The sequence below is a fragment of the Mesorhizobium sp. WSM4983 genome (assembly GCF_029625765.1).
Taxonomy (GTDB): Bacteria; Pseudomonadota; Alphaproteobacteria; order Rhizobiales; family Rhizobiaceae; genus Mesorhizobium.
This window is the reverse complement of record NZ_JARTVM010000001.1, coordinates 368181-383896: the sequence shown is the minus strand read 5'-3', so window position 1 is coordinate 383896 and position 15716 is coordinate 368181. Positions and strand designations below refer to the sequence as shown.

The following is a 15716-nucleotide window of genomic DNA, read 5'->3' as shown; positions in this document are numbered from 1 at the left end:
AACTCCATTTCATGTCTCAACCTGTCAGCATGCTGTTGGTTGCTGCGATGACAAGGCCCATGCCGGATGAGATGATTGCGGCATGGACAATGACCGCCTCGAAGAATTGTTCGAGAGCCTGGGGCCGATCAGCATCCGAAAACTGTTCGGCGGCAAGGGAATCTATTGCGACGGCGTCATCGTCGCGGTGGTCGTGCGCGGCGAACTGATGCTGAAGGCCGACGAGGAGACGATCCCCGAATTCGAGGCCGCCGGCTGTAGCCAATGGACCTATACCGGCTCGCGGCACGGCAAGGAGGTGGCGATGCCCTATTGGAGCGTTCCCGACAGCGCCTTCGACGATCCCGACGAAATGGCGGTCTGGGCGCGGCGCGCTTATGAAGCGGGGCGGCGCGCGGGCAGATAAGGCTTACAGCGCCTTCGCGATCTCCGCCGCCAGCCGCGCATTGTTTTCGACCAGCGCGATGTTGGTCTTGAGGCTGCGGCCGCCGGTGAGCTCCAAAATCCACGACAGGAGGAACGGCGTCACGGCTTTGCCGGTGATGTTCTGCGCTTCGGCCGCCTTTTGCGCGGCCTGGATGTAGCCGTCCATCTCGGCTGCCGGGATCTCGTCGTTCTGCGGCACCGGATTGGCGACCAGTATGCCGCCGCCGAGGCCGAGCGCCTGCCGGATATGATAGAAATGCGCGATATCTTCAGGCGCATGCAACGTCAGCGGCGCGCGGAAGGGCGATTGCCTGGACCAGAAGGCCGGCATGGTCTCGCAGCCATGGCCGATGACTGGCACGCCGCGCGTCTCCAGCACTTCCAGCGTCTTTTCGATGTCGAGGATCGCCTTGGCGCCGGCCGAGACGACGACGACCGGCGTGCGCGCCAGCTCGTCGAGGTCGGCCGAGATGTCAAAACTCTTTTCGGCGCCCTTGTGGACGCCGCCGATGCCGCCGGTGGCGAAGACCTTTATGCCGGCCATGTGCGCGGCGATCATGGTGGCGGCCACGGTGGTGCCGCCGGTGCGCTTTTGGGCGACGGCAAAGCCGATATCGGCACGCGACAGCTTCATGGCGTCGCCGGTCATGGCAAGCGATTCGCGCTCGCCATCGGAAAGGCCAATCTTGATGCGTCCATCGACCACGGCGATCGTCGCCGGCACGGCGCCGCTCTCGGCGATGATCTGCTCGACCTTGGCGGCCATCGCGCCATTGTCGGGGTATGGCATACCGTGGGTAATGATGGTGCTTTCCAGCGCCACCACAGGCCGCCCGGCGGCAAGCGCCTCCGCCACTGGCGGATGAATGTCGATGAAGGGGCGGGCGGTTTCGGGCGTCATGTCCGTTCTCCACTCCGGAGAAAACACTCCGGCAAGATAGTTTGTGGCCCTATGCCACCACCCGTGCCTCGGGCACAAGGGCAAGCGCCTGGCCAAAACTGCCGGCGGTGAAAGACGGTACCGCCTCAGCGCTCTCGATGGCGAGCATCGCCGCGGCAACACCTTCGCGCAGTGCCCTCCGCAAAGGCAGCCCGCGCAGCAGCGCGGCAACCGTTGCTCCGGTCAGGGCGTCGCCGGCGCCGGTTACGTCGGCAACTCGTCGCGGGGAGGGCGGGTCGATGGCGAAGACGCCCGATTGGTCGAAGCCGAGCACCGGAGCACTGCCGGCCGTGATCACGCCTGCCGTCAAGCTCAGCCGCCTGAGTTCCCCGACAAGATCGCGGCCGGAAATATCCGCACCAGCCAGCGCCGCCGCCTCTCGGCGGTTCATGAACAGCAGCGAAAGATTGCCGAGCAGCGGCGCCAGCCGCACCACCTTGGCCGGCGAGATGGCGATGGCGAAAATCGGCCTGTCGCCGGCTTGCGCAACCAGACGCTCGAGGGCCGCCGTTGGCAGGTTCGCGTCGCAGAGGATCGCGTCTGCCTCGGCGATCGCCTCGCGCGCCTTGGCGCGGCGGATCTGCTTGGGGAAGGCGAGGTCGTAAAGGCCCATATCGGCAAAGCCGACGATCAACTCCCCCTCGCTGTCGATCAGCGCAGTGTAGCTCGGCGTCGTGCGGTCGAGGAACACCGCCGAAAGGTCGGCGATGCCGGCCTCGTCGATCGCCGATGCGACGGTCTCACCCGCCGCATCGCCGCCGCGCACCGAAAGCAGCGAGGCCGAGACGCCGCGCTTCACAATGCTGCGCAGCGCGTTGAAGACGCCGCCGCCGACATCCTCGCGCATGATGCCGGGATTGGATGCGGCGGGCACGTAAGGGCCCGAGACCTGGCCGCGCCGGTCGATATGGGCGCCGCCCAGCGCCAGGATGTTTGGGGATGTCGGCATGCCGCGGAGGTGACCTCGTTGATTGTTTGCGTGCGCACACTAGGTTTCCGCGCATCGCCCCGCAATCGGGTCGCGATTCGGGCCGCCCAGATAACGAGATCTCGCTTGGATCAGCAGCACTGGTTCACGCCATCTCTAGTGAGACAAAAATAGAACAAATCCAGATATTGTTTGTTTTCCAGTCATTTGCTGCCTCTTGCCAGATGAGAACAAAAAAGGTACAAACTGGCAGGGATCACGGATTGTCCGGCCTTCATTGACGACCAAGGGGTGATGTATCATGGCTCAGAATAGTTTGCGGCTTGTAGAGGATAAGGCAGTGGACAAATCAAAGGCTCTGGATGCGGCGCTGTCGCAAATCGAGCGCGCTTTCGGCAAGGGCTCGATCATGCGGCTCGGCGCCAATGAGCAGGTGGTCGAGATCGAAACCGTGCCGACGGGATCGCTGGGGCTGGACATCGCGCTCGGCGTTGGCGGGCTGCCGCGCGGCCGCATCATCGAAATCTACGGGCCGGAAAGCTCGGGCAAGACGACGCTGGCGCTGCACACGGTTGCGGAAGCCCAGAAGAAGGGCGGTATCTGCGCCTTCGTCGATGCCGAGCACGCGCTCGATCCGGTCTATGCCCGCAAGCTCGGCGTGGACCTCGAAAACCTCCTGATCTCGCAGCCCGACACGGGTGAGCAGGCGCTGGAGATCTGCGACACGCTGGTGCGCTCCGGCGCAATCGACGTTCTGGTGGTCGATTCGGTGGCGGCGCTGACGCCGCGCGCCGAAATCGAGGGCGAGATGGGCGACGCGCTGCCCGGCCTGCAGGCCCGCTTGATGAGCCAGGCGCTGCGCAAGCTGACCGCGTCAATCTCGCGCTCCAACACCATGGTCATCTTCATCAACCAGATCCGTATGAAGATCGGCGTCATGTTCGGCTCGCCGGAAACCACGACCGGCGGCAACGCGCTGAAATTCTACGCCTCGGTGCGCCTCGACATCCGCCGCATCGGCTCGGTCAAGGATCGCGACGAAGTGGTCGGCAACCAGACCCGCGTCAAGGTGGTGAAGAACAAGCTGGCTCCGCCCTTCAAGGTGGTCGAGTTCGACATCATGTATGGCGAGGGCGTGTCGAAGACCGGCGAGCTCGTCGATCTCGGGGTCAAGGCCGGCGTGGTCGAGAAGTCGGGCGCCTGGTTCTCCTACAATTCGCAGCGTCTCGGTCAGGGCCGTGAGAACGCCAAGCTTTTCCTGCGCGACAATCCGGACACGGCGCGCGAGATCGAGCTGGCGCTGAGGCAGAATGCCGGGCTGATCGCCGAAAAATTCCTCGAGAACGGCGGCTCCGAAGGCGGTGGTGACGACAGCTTCGAGGACGAGGCTGGCGCGATGTAGGCACTGCCGGAGTTCGGCCATAATCCGGATCCATTATCTAAAGCTGATGTAATCGAGTTCCCTAGTACTGCGTTCGAACCGCCGGCCTTCGTGCCGGCGGTTTGCGTTTGGGGGGCGAGGGCACAGGCCGCCCGGCCGGAGGATTGGCGTTGGTTCCGTGTTTCTGGACAGGGTCAAGAGCTACGGCTAAAAGGCCAATCTATCTTCTGACACACGAAAGCCCATTTGCCGCCGGCCTGGCCGGCGGTTTTCGCGAAAAGGCAGTATCCATGAGTGGCGTGAACGAGATCCGGTCGACATTCCTCGACTACTTCCGCAAGGAGGGCCATGAGATCGTCGCCTCCAGCCCGCTGGTGCCGCGCAACGATCCGACGCTGATGTTCACCAACGCCGGCATGGTGCAATTCAAGAACGTGTTCACCGGCCTGGAGAAGCGGTCCTATTCGCGCGCCGCGACCGCGCAGAAGAGCGTGCGCGCCGGCGGCAAGCACAACGATCTCGACAATGTCGGCTACACCGCGCGCCATCTCACCTTTTTCGAGATGCTCGGCAATTTCTCGTTCGGCGATTATTTCAAGGAGCGCGCGATCGAGCTTGCCTGGAACCTGATCACCAAGGAATTCGGCCTGCCGAAGGACAAGCTTCTGGTCACCGTCTATCACACCGATGACGAGGCGGCCGGCTACTGGAAGAAGATCGCCGGCTTCTCAGACGATCACATCATCCGCATTCCGACCTCTGACAATTTCTGGGCGATGGGCGACACCGGTCCCTGCGGTCCGTGCTCGGAGATATTCATCGATCGCGGCGAGCATATCTGGGGCGGTCCGCCCGGCAGCCCGGAGGAGGACGGCGACCGGTTCCTCGAATTCTGGAACCTGGTGTTCATGCAATATGAGCAGGTGACGAAAGACGAGCGCATCGACCTGCCGCGCCCGTCGATCGACACCGGCATGGGCCTGGAGCGCATGGCTTCGATCCTTCAGGGAGTGGAGAGCGTCTTTGAGACCGACCTGTTCCGGCATTTGATCGATGCGGCATGCTCAGCGCTCGGGCACGGTCACAACCAGGAGAACGCAGCATCCTTCCGCGTGATCGCGGATCATTTGCGCTCGTCATCCTTCCTGGTGGCCGACGGCGTGCTGCCCTCCAATGAAGGCCGCGGCTATGTGCTGCGTCGCATCATGCGTCGTGCCATGCGCCATGCGCAACTGCTCGGCGCCAAGGAGCCGCTGATGTGGAAGCTGGTGCCGGCGCTGGTACGCGAGATGGGCCAGGCCTATCCGGAACTGGTGCGTGGCGAAGCGCTGATCACCGAGACGCTGAAGCTCGAGGAGACGCGCTTCCGCAAGACGCTGGTCCGCGGTCTCGGCCTGCTTTCGGAGGCGACGGAACAGCTGCACGCCGGCGCCATGCTGGATGGCGAGACGGCCTTCAAGCTCTACGACACCTATGGCTTCCCGCTCGACCTGACGCAGGATGCGCTGCGCCAACGCGACATCTCGGTCGATCTTGCCGGCTTCACCGCTGCGATGGAGCGGCAGAAGGCGGAAGCGCGCGCGCACTGGGCGGGGTCGGGCGAAGCGGCGACCGAGACGGTCTGGTTCCCGGTGCGCGAGCAGACCGGCGCCACCGATTTCCTCGGTTACGAGACGGAAGAGGCGGAAGGCCTGATCCAGGCCCTGGTCAAGGATGGCAAGATCGTCGACAGCGCCGGGCAGGGCGACGCGGTTGCCGTCGTCGTCAACCAGACGCCATTCTATGGCGAATCCGGTGGCCAGATGGGCGATACCGGCATGATTTCCGGCGACGGCTTCTCGATCGAGGTCACCGACACGCAAAAGAAGGCCGACGGGCTTTTCGTGCATTTGGGCAAGGTGACGCGCGGTACGATCAAGACCGGCGCTGCCGTGGAGCTAAAGGTCGATCACGCGCGCCGTTCGAAGCTGCGCGCCAATCACTCCGCGACGCATCTCATCCACGAGGCGCTGCGTGAGGTGCTGGGCACCCATGTCGCTCAGAAGGGTTCGCTGGTCGCGCCTGATCGCCTCCGCTTCGACATTTCGCACAACAAGCCGATCTCGGCCGAGGAGCTCGAGGATGTCGAGCGCATGGCCAACGAGATCGTCGTGCAGAACAGTCCGGTGACGACGCGGCTGATGTCGGTGGACGATGCTATTGCCGAGGGCGCGATGGCGCTGTTCGGCGAGAAATACGGCGACGAGGTGCGCGTCGTTTCGATGGGCACCGGCCTGCACGGCGCCAAGGCCAACCGTCCCTATTCGGTCGAGCTCTGCGGCGGCACGCATGTCAGGTCGACCGGCGATATCGGCCTTGTGCGCATCCTGTCGGACAGCGCGGTCGCCGCCGGCGTGCGCCGCATCGAGGCGCTGACCGGCGAGGCGGCGCGCAAGCATCTCGACGAGCAGGACAAGCGCCTGAAGGCAGCCGCGGCGACCTTGAGGATCTCGCCGGCCGACGTTCCTGCGCGTGTCGAGACTTTGCTCGAGGAGCGCAAGAAACTCGAGAAAGAGCTCGCCGAGGCGCGCAAGAAACTGGCCCTTGGCGGCGGCGCGGCCGTTGCCGATGCTCCGGCCACCAACGAGACGGTTGCGGGTGTCGGCTTCCTCGGCAAAGCGGTCAGCGGTGTCGCGCCGAAGGACCTGAAGCCGCTTGCGGATGCCGGCAAGAAGACGCTGGGCTCCGGCGTGGTCGTCTTTATCGGCGCCGGCGAGGACAACAAGGCGAGCGTGGTGGTCGGCGTCACCGACGACTTGACCGGCCGCTTCAGCGCTGTCGATCTCGTCCGTGTTGCGTCCGCCGCGCTTGGCGGGCAGGGCGGCGGCGGGCGTCCCGATATGGCGCAAGCCGGCGGCCCCGACGCCTCCAAGGCGGACGACGCCATCGCGGCGGTAAAGGCGGCGCTCGAAGCCGCTTAGTGTTCCTGTGTCAGGAAGGCTTTGCCGCTTTCAGGGCGCGCGCCATTCTGACAGAGTCGCCCCAGGTGGACAGCCAGATGAGGCAATCCGTGGCGACGGCGATCGCCGCGCGCAGGAGGAGAAGCAGCGGGCCTGGTGCCAGCAGATGCTCCTCGGCGTGACGCAGAGGGCCAGCTCTTCCTCGCGGATCGACAGGATGATGGCGTGCAGTCCGGGATCGCGCCCGGCTAGATAGTAGAGCTGGTCGTCAAGATGGCGGTGCACGGTCGCTTCGACAGCGGCGGTGCATGCCCAGATGCCTTGTGGGCCGAGCAGGGCGGTGAGAAAGCCCAACAGCCAGCCGCCCCAGCTCCAGAACTGCATGACGCGACATGGACGCGAGTTTCGCATTGGCATGGCGGCACGGAAGGCGGCGCAATGCTGGCGCTCGTGTCCAAGCATCTCCGACAAAGACGGCACGCAATCGCGTGCCGGGCGACAAAGATTTGCGCTGAATAGATCCTGATCGCTCCAAACTCGCCTGCGTGGTTGACCCGGACTATCCTGGCTGTGGTCAGCGCTTCGCGACCGGAAAGCTCATGCATTGGAGAAGCTTGCCCGCCTGACGATGCGATCCCACCGGTCCTGCAAGTCTGGAAAGCGGGCAAGCAGCTTTCGCCCTTCGGCGACCTTGAGGAAATAGCCGATAATTGACGCCCTTTCGGCCGTGAAGATGTCGAGAGGGACGAGCTCGTAGTCGACGCCCTTTTGATTGAGCGCCATTCGCGCGATGCGGACATAGACGCTGTAGTGGGCGCCGTAGAGAAGAGGCTTTGCCACTTCATTCCTCTTTGGCTTGGCTGTCCCGTATCCAGACGCGCAGCGTGCCGGTGGTCTGAAAGCCGCAGTCCAGTGCGTCATCCAGCCCGCCGCCGCGTTCATACCCGACCAGCGCGCGACTTTCAGCAAACGTATTGGCTGCGGCTTGCACAGCATCTCGATAGGTCGAATTGCCATCCGTGGCAAAGACATTTGACAACCCGATCACGAGCTCGGATCTATTGGCTATGCAGCCGGCGGTGAAGCCGTCGGCCGTCCGTCGGCCAAGGATGGCGATGGCAGGGTCGGCCAGAACTGCGGTCGGAAAGACACGGCCGCTGGAGGAACCTGCGCCATCCGTCCAGGCAAGTTCCCACATCTCCAAGCTGGCTGCGTCCCCAACACGTTCCCAACCGGAGGGGGTCGTCGTTGGACGCCTTAGGTCCATCCAGATCCAGCTTGCTTCGAAGAGTTGGCTGAACCCGAGCGGTCGGAGATCCAGACGGCAGAAGCAATCCTTGACCGAAAAGCTGGTGGCAAGAACAGATGTCAGTCTGGCTATTTCTGCAAGTTGGATCGGTACGGCATCGGCATCCAAAGTGGCGGCATTGGGGTAGTAAGGAGGTGCTTGCTCATCGCTGGACCAGACGGAGCGGCTCCTCCGGCCGCTTAGCCCGTGCACCTTGAAAATAGCCTGGCAGAGGTCGGCATTGTTGCCAGCGCAAAGGCGGACCCTTTCGCTGGCAACAAGGCTCGGCACTTCTTACCCCATCGCCTTCTGCAGGTTCTCGTCGATCTTGTCGAGAAAGCCGGTGGTCGACAGCCAGGGCTGGTCGGGGCCGATCAGCAGCGACAGGTCCTTGGTCATGAAGCCGCCCTCGACGGTCTGGATGCAGACCTTTTCCAGCGTCTCGGCAAAGCGCTTGAGCTCGGCATTGCCGTCGAGCTTGGCGCGGTGGGCCAAGCCACGCGTCCAGGCGAAGATCGAGGCGATCGAGTTGGTCGAGGTTTCCTCGCCCTTCTGATGCTGGCGGTAGTGGCGGGTGACGGTGCCGTGGGCGGCTTCCGCTTCCACGGTCTTGCCGTCCGGCGTCATCAGCACCGAGGTCATCAGGCCGAGCGAGCCGAAGCCCTGCGCCACCGTGTCGGATTGCACGTCGCCGTCATAATTCTTGCAGGCCCAGACATAGCCGCCCGACCATTTCAGGCTGGAGGCGACCATGTCGTCGATCAGGCGGTGCTCGTACCAGAGTTTTCTCGCCTTGAACTCGGCCTCGAATTCCTTCTCGTAGACTTCCTGGAAGATGTCCTTGAAGCGCCCGTCATAGGCTTTGAGAATGGTATTCTTGGTCGAGAGATAGACCGGGAAGTTGCGCAGCAGGCCATAGTTCAGCGAGGCGCGAGCGAATTCGCGGATCGACTCGTCGAGATTGTACATGGCCATGGCGACGCCGGCGCCCGGCGCATCGAAGACGTCATGCTCGATCACCTGGCCGTCCTCGCCGACGAATTTGATTGTCAGCTTCCCCTTGCCCGGGAAGCGGAAGTCGGTGGCGCGGTATTGGTCGCCGAAGGCGTGACGGCCGACGACGATCGGCTTGGTCCAGCCGGGCACCAGGCGCGGCACGTTCTTCATGATGATCGGCTCGCGAAAGATGGTGCCGCCGAGGATGTTGCGGATGGTGCCGTTGGGCGACTTCCACATTTTCTTCAGCTTGAATTCCTCGACGCGCTGCTCGTCGGGCGTGATCGTCGCGCATTTCACGCCGACGCCGTATTTCTTGATGGCGTTGGCCGAGTCGACGGTCACCTGGTCATTGGTGGCGTCCCGGTTCTCGATCCCTAGATCGAAATAGTCCAGCTTGATGTCGAGATAGGGGTGGATCAGCTTGTCCTTGATGAACTGCCAGATGATGCGGGTCATCTCGTCGCCGTCGAGCTCGACGACCGGGTTCGCCACCTTGATCTTCGCCATGGAAAAATGCCTCGTTGCTGGGGATCTGAACGGCCTTGCCCGTGGCTTCGGCCGAGGTTGGGCAGCGTATATCAAAGCCTTTTTGAGCGCGCAAACCGCGATCAGCCGATCGCAGACCGGTGTCGCGCTTGTGAATGCTTCATTTTCAGGCCCGGATGTGGCAGGGGACGCCGAAACGCCGCAAACCTCATGTACGGAGAGCCATGCCAGCCGCAAACGACACCGCCAAGACCGCCGGACCGGCGATCATCCTTGTCGAGCCGCAACTCGGCGAGAATATCGGCATGGTCGCGCGCGCCATGGCGAATTTCGGCCTTTCTGAGCTGCGCCTGGTCAATCCGCGCGACGGCTGGCCGAGCGAGAAGGCGCGCGCCGCCGCCAGCCGCGCCGACCACGTCATCGATGCGACAACGGTGTTCGACGACCTTGCCTCGGCAGTGGCCGACCTCAACTTCGTCTTCGCCACCACCGCCCGCGAGCGTGACGGCTTCAAGCCGGTGCGCGGTCCGGTGGATGCGGGCAGGGCGCTCCGGGCCCGCGAGCAGGCGGGGCTGCGCACCGGAATTCTGTTCGGCCGTGAACGTTTTGGCCTCTACAATGAAGAGGTTGGTCTGGCTGACGAGATCGTCACCTTTCCCGTCGATCCCGGCTTCTCCTCGCTCAACATCGCACAGGCCGTGCTTTTGATGTCCTATGAATGGATGAAATCCGGCCTTGCCGAAGAGACCGCGACCAACTTCGCCGGACCGGAGCTCGTTCCGGCGACCAAGGAACAGCTGCACAGCCTGTTCACCTATCTCGAAGGCGCTCTCGAGGCGCGCGGCTATTTCCGCCCGGAAGAGAAGAGGCCTACGATGGTCGACAATCTGCGCGCCGTGCTGACGCGGGCGGGATTCGCTGAGCCCGAGTTGAAGGTGCTGCGCGGCATCATCTCGTCGCTCGACAGGTTCTCGCCGGCAATGCCGCGCGGCGACGGCTCACCGGGGGATGATCCCAGGCGGGCGCCGGCTACGCGCAAACGAACAACGGACAAAGAAAGTTAAAATCCGTAAGCTCCGAACCTTCAAGGTAACCGAATATTATGCGGTTTGGCTCATCGTTCTCGAAACGATGGGGCAGCAGATGTTTACGTCCAATATTGGCCGTCTGCATTTCTTCTTCTATTCGCTAGGTTTGTTCATAGCGGAAGCGGTAGCGATCGTGCTCTGCATTGCCGCAACGACCGGCTTCGCGGGATTGATCAATTCGATGCCGGGTCCGTCGCGGCAAAGCCTGGCCGGCGCCGCGCTCGTTGTGTCGCTCGTCTTCGTCGCGCTGCGCGGCAACATCGCATGGCGCCGCAGCCGCGATGCCGATGGTTCAGGCTGGATCCTCTGGTCCTATATCGTCTTTTCCGGCATCTATGGCTTGCTGCAGGCGGGCACGCTTCTGGTTATCGATTTTGGCAATCCTGAGAGCGCGCCCGGTGGCCTGAACCTGCTCGGCCTTGCCATATTCGGCCTCTGGTGCACGATCCTGTGGGCAAAGCCTGTGGCCGGCAGCAACATCGATGAGCTGACCGAGGCTTTCGACTTTGAAGGCTCGTTGCCGGCGGAGGCGCGCCCCGCGAGGGCGACAGCGAGCGTCGCTCCAGCTGCGCCACGGACTGCTGCGCAACCCGCGCGTCCGGCGCCGGCGCCGGCGCCGCAGCCGTTTGGCCGGGCGCGACCCGCCGGCTTCGGCAAGCGGGGGCTCTGAGTTGCGCAAAAGCTGCTGGCATCTGCCACTTCAAGACCATGATCGTTCAGGATAGAAGCGCGGTTGGCCAAATCTCGGGTCAGCTTCTTCCTGTAGTCGGATGACAATGAACGATCGATCAAACCAGCGTCCGATCCTGATGTTCGATTCCGGTGTCGGCGGACTGACGGTGCTGCGCGAGGCGCGCGTCCTGATGCCGGATCGGCGCTTCGTCTATGTCGCCGACGACGCGGCTTTTCCTTACGGCGCATGGGAAGAGCCGGCGCTCAAGGAGCACATACTCGCCCTGTTCGGCAAATTGCTCGACCGTCTGCAGCCGGCGATCTCAGTGATCGCCTGCAACACCGCCTCGACCCTGGTGATCGATGCGCTGCGGGAAAAATTTCCCGGTCATCTGTTTGTCGGAACGGTGCCCGCGATCAAGCCGGCGGCCGAGCGCACGCGGTCCGGCCTGGTTTCGGTGCTGGCGACCCCGGGCACGGTTAAGCGTCAGTACACGCGTGACCTGATCAGCAAATGGGCGCAGAAATGCCATGTCCGGCTCGTCGGCAGCGACAGGCTTGCCGCATTGGCCGAGATTTATATGCGCGAAGGTTTTGTCGACGAGGAAGCCGTGCGCGCCGAGATCGCGCCCTGCTTCATCGAGCACGACGGGCAGCGCACCGACATCGTCGTGCTCGCCTGCACGCATTATCCGTTCCTGGCCAACCGCATGCGCAAGACCGCTCCGTGGCCGGTCGACTGGATCGATCCGGCGGAAGCCATTGCCCGGCGCGCCATGTCGCTGCTGCAGCCTATCGGCGAACCGTCGGGCGAGACCGAGCCCGATATCGCCCTCTTCACCTCTGGTAAGGTGGATTTCGCCACGCGCAGGCTCATCCAGGGCTTTGGGCTGACCTCGCGCTAGCTGGAACTGCGATAGCGCCGCAGCGTTTCTCTTCCCACTACCGCACAGGGAGAAATCGCATGCCAGCCAAATCGCAAGCCCAACAGAAGGCAGCCGGCGCAGCCCTTTCGGCCAAGCGCGGCGAGACCAAGAAAACCGAGCTTAAGGGTGCTTCGCGCGAGATGTACGAGTCCATGAGCGAGAAGCAACTCGAGGAGTTCGCCGAGACCAAACGCAAGGGACTGCCTAGCAAGAAGTCATGAACTCCTGCCTGGCTCTCAAGTTGGTGCCTGGATAGGAAACCGCGGCATGCCATGACGTGGCGGATCTGCTTGCGGCCATGCCAGTGCCTTCGCGGGGCTGCGGCTTTCTGACGGCAGAATAGTGGAGCCGGTGCGTCGCCGATCACGAGCTTGACACCGGTTAAATCTCTGTTTAACAGGGCCACCAACACCGGGCGGCGACGTCCGGTGGTTTCTTTTGCATGGGCAAGACCTCGCCGGAAGCCAGTCTGTCGGCGGTCTTGTTCGAACTGACGTGTCCCGTGGGTTTTCCGTCGCGTTGCGTGGGAAAACCCTGTCAGGCCTCGAAAACGGAGGCCAGAGGAGGGCGCGTTTCCTTCACCCGGAGCCATGGGGCCCCGGGTCATATCGTTTTGAAAGGGAATGCGATGAGCAAGCGCGAATCCGCGAAATACAAGATCGACCGCCGTCTCGGCGAAAATATCTGGGGCCGTCCGAAGTCCCCGGTCAACAAGCGCGAATACGGCCCCGGACAGCATGGCCAGCGCCGCAAGGGCAAGCTTTCCGACTTCGGCCTGCAGCTGCGCGCCAAGCAGAAGCTCAAGGGCCACTATGGCGACGTTTCGGAAAAGCAGTTCCGCAAGGTCTATGAGGAAGCCAACCGCCGCAAGGGCGACACCTCCGAGAACCTGATCGGCCTGCTCGAGTCGCGTCTCGACGCGATCGTCTATCGCGCCAAGTTCGTGCCGACCATCTTCGCGGCCCGCCAGTTCGTCAACCACGGCCACGTCAACGTCAACGGCAAGCGCACCAATATCGGTTCGTACCGCTGCAAGCCGGGCGACGTCATCGAGGTGCGCGAGAAGTCGAAGCAGCTCGTCATCGTGCTGGAATCGGTAGGCTTGGCCGAGCGTGACGTGCCGGACTATATCGAGGCCGACCACAACAAGATGACCGCGACCTACAACCGCGTTCCCGGCCTGGCGGATGTTCCGTTCGCCGTCCAGATGGAACCGAACCTGGTCGTCGAATTCTATTCGCGCTGATCCGACCAATCGGCGACACCCATCCAAGGCCGCCCTCGAGGCGGCCTTTTCTTTGTTTGTCGCGTCGGCCAGGGCGGCAATTCCACCCTGGTCATTTTTTTAGCCGCAATTCCGCGACGGCTAGTGATTCCACTTGGCTGCAAAATGCTCTAAGCGAAGCGGCAACAGAACCGTGGGCACCTGCGCCATGAATATGCTGCCAAACGTCAAATCGCTTGAGCCGATCGCCGACGAGCCGGACGGCGGATTCCATCCGCTGTTCCGCGACGTGCCATCCTCGGTCGAGTTCAACAAGCTGCGCAAGCGGCTGCTGCGGCTCACACGCCAGGCGATCGAAGACTTCGCCATGGTGAAACCCGGCGAGCGCTGGCTGGTGGCGCTCTCCGGCGGCAAGGATTCTTATGGCCTGCTTGCCTTGCTGCTCGATCTCAAATGGCGCGGGCTGCTGCCGGTCGAGCTGCTTGCCTGCAATCTCGACCAAGGTCAGCCGAATTTCCCGAAGCACATCCTGCCGGACTATCTCGGCGCCAACGGCATTGCGCATCGCATCGAATACCAGGACACCTATTCGGTGGTCACCGACAAGCTGCCCGAAGGCAGCACCTATTGCTCGCTCTGCTCGCGGCTGAGGCGCGGCCATCTCTATCGCATCGCGCGTGAGGAGGGTTGCACCGCGCTGGTGCTAGGCCACCACCGTGAGGACATCCTCGAAACCTTCTTCATGAACCTCTTCCATGGCGGGCGTCTCGCCGCCATGCCGCCGAAGCTTCTTAATGACGAGGGCGACGTCATGGTTCTGCGCCCGCTCGCCTATTGCGCCGAGGCCGATCTCGAGAAATTTGCCACTGCAATGAAATTCCCGATCATCCCGTGCGATCTCTGCGGCAGCCAGGAAGGGCTGCAGCGCAACGCCATGAAGGCGATGCTCGACGATATCGAGAAGCGCATGCCTGGCCGCAAGGACACGATGATCCGCGCGATGACCAATGTGCGGCCCTCGCATCTGCTCGACCGAAAACTGTTCGACTTCGCCGCGCTCGATGCGCGCCTTACCATGGGAAAAGACATTTCCGATGACGTTTGACATGCAAGCGATCGACTGGCTGGCCGAGCTTCTAGCTGACGCAGCCAGGGCCGAAATCATGCCGCGCTTTCGCCGGTTGGGCGAGGGCGATATTCGCCAGAAGACGTCCGCCGCCGATCTGGTTACGGAGGCGGACGTCAACGCCGAAAGGCTGATCACTGCCAGGCTGCGCGAGCGTTACCCTACAGCGATGATCGTCGGCGAGGAGACCTGCTCCGACAATCCGGCCTTGCTCAAAGGGCTCGGCGATGCCGCGCTGGCCTTCGTCATCGATCCGGTCGACGGCACCTTCAACTTCGCCTCCGGCGTGCCGCTGTTCGGCGTCATGCTCGGCGTCGTGGTCAACGGCGAGACGGTTGCCGGCATCATCCACGACCCGATCGGGAAGGACTGGCTGATCGGCGCCAGGGGGGCGGGCAGCCATATCCGCCACGCACATGGCACGCTGGAGAGGGTGCGGGTCGCCGAGCCGGTGCCGATCTCCGAGATGACCGGCGCGATCTCGTGGCAGTATCTGAAGGAACCGGAGCGCTCGCGGCTCGCTCGCAACCACACAAAGGCGCTGTCGCAGTTCGGCTATCGTTGCGCCGCGCACGAATACCGGCTGCTGGCGAGCGGCCATGCGCATTTCGTCGTCTACAACAAGCTGATGCCGTGGGACCATCTGGCCGGCGTGCTGATCCATCAGGAGGCCGGTGGTTATGCGGCGCGGATCGACGGCGATGCCTATCTGCCGTCGCATGTCGACGGCGGGTTGTTGGTTGCGCCAGACAAGGATAGCTGGAACGAACTGCGGCGCGAGCTCTGGGCGGAATAGGATCGATTGCGCTGACGAGGGCCAGCCCGTCGGCTGGAAGGTGTCGATCTACACCCTCACGCAAATCCGGAGATGTGAATGAGCACCCGGTCCGCGATGGTCGCTCTGGCTCTCGCCCTCGCCGTGACGATCACCGGTGCTGACGAAGCAGCGGCACGGGAGCGCGCCTGCGGCAGTCGCGATCCCGTAAACTCCATAGCGGAAATGTCGGCTGCCATTTACGCCTGCTGGCGGCCGCCCCGCGGAACTGCCGGCCTGTCCTTGACCCTGCGGTTCTCGCTCCGCCGAGACGGAACGCTCATTGGCAAGCCGCGCGCGACCTTCTCCGTACTCGGATCGAACGATGCATTGAACAGAGCCTTCGTTGCCTCAGTCCTCGAGGCTCTCGATAAGGCCCTGCCGTTACCCTTTACCGAGAGCATGGGCGAGGCGATCGCAGGGCGCATACTTTCGCCCCGCTTCACGGTTGCGCTTGAACGAAAATCCTGAGCGGGTG

Annotated in this window: 15 protein-coding genes and 2 pseudogenes; 11 read left to right on the top strand and 6 right to left on the bottom strand. The window is 63.2% G+C overall.

Annotated elements, in window-relative coordinates:
* The first annotated feature begins 82 nt into the window (after positions 1-82).
* The gene (locus P9254_RS02030) at positions 83-406 is read left to right on the top strand and encodes a TfoX/Sxy family protein (RefSeq protein ID WP_066995104.1); all 324 of its coding nucleotides are present in this window, start codon (positions 83-85) and stop codon (positions 404-406) included.
* A 3-nt stretch (positions 407-409) separates the two neighbouring features.
* Here P9254_RS02030 and P9254_RS02025 read toward each other — a convergent pair whose 3' ends face one another.
* Together P9254_RS02025 and P9254_RS02020 are read right to left on the bottom strand one after the other, a co-directional pair.
* The gene (locus tag P9254_RS02025; RefSeq protein WP_127240416.1) at positions 410-1327 is read right to left on the bottom strand and encodes a pseudouridine-5'-phosphate glycosidase; all 918 of its coding nucleotides are present in this window, start codon (positions 1325-1327) and stop codon (positions 410-412) included.
* A gap of 49 nt (positions 1328-1376) precedes the next feature.
* The gene (locus P9254_RS02020; RefSeq protein WP_278053990.1) at positions 1377-2315 is read right to left on the bottom strand and encodes a carbohydrate kinase family protein; all 939 of its coding nucleotides are present in this window, start codon (positions 2313-2315) and stop codon (positions 1377-1379) included.
* 280 nt (positions 2316-2595) lie between these two features.
* Here P9254_RS02020 and recA point away from each other — a divergent pair, with 280 nt between their 5' ends.
* Positions 2596-3696 (top strand): recombinase RecA, encoded by a 1101-nt coding sequence (gene recA, locus P9254_RS02015; RefSeq protein WP_067328293.1) that lies wholly within the window; start codon positions 2596-2598, stop codon positions 3694-3696.
* A gap of 269 nt (positions 3697-3965) precedes the next feature.
* Positions 3966-6635, top strand: a complete 2670-nt coding sequence (alaS, locus tag P9254_RS02010) for an alanine--tRNA ligase (protein ID WP_278053991.1) — start codon at positions 3966-3968, stop codon at positions 6633-6635.
* 10 nt (positions 6636-6645) lie between these two features.
* Here the strand turns inward: alaS and P9254_RS02005 are convergent.
* From P9254_RS02005 to P9254_RS01990, 4 genes and pseudogenes are all read right to left on the bottom strand, one after another.
* Positions 6646-7219: pseudogene (locus P9254_RS02005) on the bottom strand (demethoxyubiquinone hydroxylase family protein).
* Between the two features lie 115 nt (positions 7220-7334).
* Positions 7335-7454 (bottom strand): annotated as a pseudogene (locus P9254_RS28960) (glutathione S-transferase N-terminal domain-containing protein); the annotation flags it as partial.
* A gap of 1 nt (position 7455) precedes the next feature.
* A complete protein-coding gene (locus tag P9254_RS01995) occupies positions 7456-8193 on the bottom strand; it encodes a hypothetical protein (protein WP_278053993.1) in 738 nt (245 codons plus the stop codon).
* Positions 8194-8196: 3 nt separating this feature from the next.
* Entirely contained in the window at positions 8197-9408 is a 1212-nt protein-coding gene (locus P9254_RS01990) for an NADP-dependent isocitrate dehydrogenase (protein ID WP_095800849.1), read from the bottom strand.
* A gap of 203 nt (positions 9409-9611) precedes the next feature.
* On the opposite strand from P9254_RS01990, the gene P9254_RS01985 reads away from it, so the two are divergent.
* From P9254_RS01985 to P9254_RS01950, 8 genes are all read left to right on the top strand, one after another.
* Positions 9612-10451: an RNA methyltransferase gene (locus P9254_RS01985; protein WP_278053996.1), complete on the top strand. Its 840-nt coding sequence runs from the start codon at positions 9612-9614 to the stop codon at positions 10449-10451.
* Positions 10452-10530: 79 nt separating this feature from the next.
* Positions 10531-11145, top strand: a complete 615-nt coding sequence (locus P9254_RS01980) for a DUF805 domain-containing protein (RefSeq protein ID WP_176477641.1) — start codon at positions 10531-10533, stop codon at positions 11143-11145.
* 106 nt (positions 11146-11251) lie between these two features.
* Positions 11252-12052, top strand: a complete 801-nt coding sequence (murI, locus tag P9254_RS01975; protein ID WP_067328310.1) for a glutamate racemase — start codon at positions 11252-11254, stop codon at positions 12050-12052.
* 59 nt (positions 12053-12111) lie between these two features.
* A complete protein-coding gene (locus P9254_RS01970; RefSeq protein WP_066995133.1) occupies positions 12112-12294 on the top strand; it encodes a DUF3008 family protein in 183 nt (60 codons plus the stop codon).
* Positions 12295-12701: 407 nt separating this feature from the next.
* Complete coding sequence (gene rpsD, locus P9254_RS01965; protein ID WP_066995136.1) at positions 12702-13319, top strand: 30S ribosomal protein S4; 618 nt, start codon at positions 12702-12704, stop codon at positions 13317-13319.
* 187 nt (positions 13320-13506) lie between these two features.
* Positions 13507-14403 (top strand): tRNA 2-thiocytidine(32) synthetase TtcA, encoded by an 897-nt coding sequence (gene ttcA, locus P9254_RS01960; RefSeq protein ID WP_442920290.1) that lies wholly within the window; start codon positions 13507-13509, stop codon positions 14401-14403.
* Entirely contained in the window at positions 14393-15220 is an 828-nt protein-coding gene (locus P9254_RS01955; RefSeq protein WP_278053999.1) for an inositol monophosphatase family protein, read from the top strand. The genes ttcA and P9254_RS01955 overlap by 11 nt, the downstream gene beginning before the upstream one ends.
* Before the next feature lie 78 nt (positions 15221-15298).
* Complete coding sequence (locus P9254_RS01950) at positions 15299-15709, top strand: hypothetical protein (protein ID WP_127241473.1); 411 nt, start codon at positions 15299-15301, stop codon at positions 15707-15709.
* The last annotated feature ends 7 nt before the right edge of the window (positions 15710-15716 follow it).

Bases quoted from the DNA above. Each gene is read 5' to 3' on its own strand.
- P9254_RS02020 (WP_278053990.1), bottom strand. From the start codon at position 2,315: ATGCCGACATCCCCAAACATCCTGGCGCTGGGCGGCGCCCATATCGAC.
- ttcA (WP_442920290.1), top strand. From the start codon at position 13,507: ATGAATATGCTGCCAAACGTCAAATCGCTTGAGCCGATCGCCGACGAG.
- P9254_RS01985 (WP_278053996.1), top strand. From the start codon at position 9,612: ATGCCAGCCGCAAACGACACCGCCAAGACCGCCGGACCGGCGATCATC.
- P9254_RS02025 (WP_127240416.1), bottom strand. From the start codon at position 1,327: ATGACGCCCGAAACCGCCCGCCCCTTCATCGACATTCATCCGCCAGTG.
- P9254_RS01970 (WP_066995133.1), top strand. From the start codon at position 12,112: ATGCCAGCCAAATCGCAAGCCCAACAGAAGGCAGCCGGCGCAGCCCTT.
- murI (WP_067328310.1), top strand. From the start codon at position 11,252: ATGAACGATCGATCAAACCAGCGTCCGATCCTGATGTTCGATTCCGGT.
- P9254_RS02030 (WP_066995104.1), top strand. From the start codon at position 83: ATGGACAATGACCGCCTCGAAGAATTGTTCGAGAGCCTGGGGCCGATC.
- P9254_RS01950 (WP_127241473.1), top strand. From the start codon at position 15,299: ATGAGCACCCGGTCCGCGATGGTCGCTCTGGCTCTCGCCCTCGCCGTG.
- P9254_RS01955 (WP_278053999.1), top strand. From the start codon at position 14,393: ATGACGTTTGACATGCAAGCGATCGACTGGCTGGCCGAGCTTCTAGCT.
- alaS (WP_278053991.1), top strand. From the start codon at position 3,966: ATGAGTGGCGTGAACGAGATCCGGTCGACATTCCTCGACTACTTCCGC.
- P9254_RS01990 (WP_095800849.1), bottom strand. From the start codon at position 9,408: ATGGCGAAGATCAAGGTGGCGAACCCGGTCGTCGAGCTCGACGGCGAC.
- P9254_RS01980 (WP_176477641.1), top strand. From the start codon at position 10,531: ATGTTTACGTCCAATATTGGCCGTCTGCATTTCTTCTTCTATTCGCTA.
- recA (WP_067328293.1), top strand. From the start codon at position 2,596: ATGGCTCAGAATAGTTTGCGGCTTGTAGAGGATAAGGCAGTGGACAAA.
- rpsD (WP_066995136.1), top strand. From the start codon at position 12,702: ATGAGCAAGCGCGAATCCGCGAAATACAAGATCGACCGCCGTCTCGGC.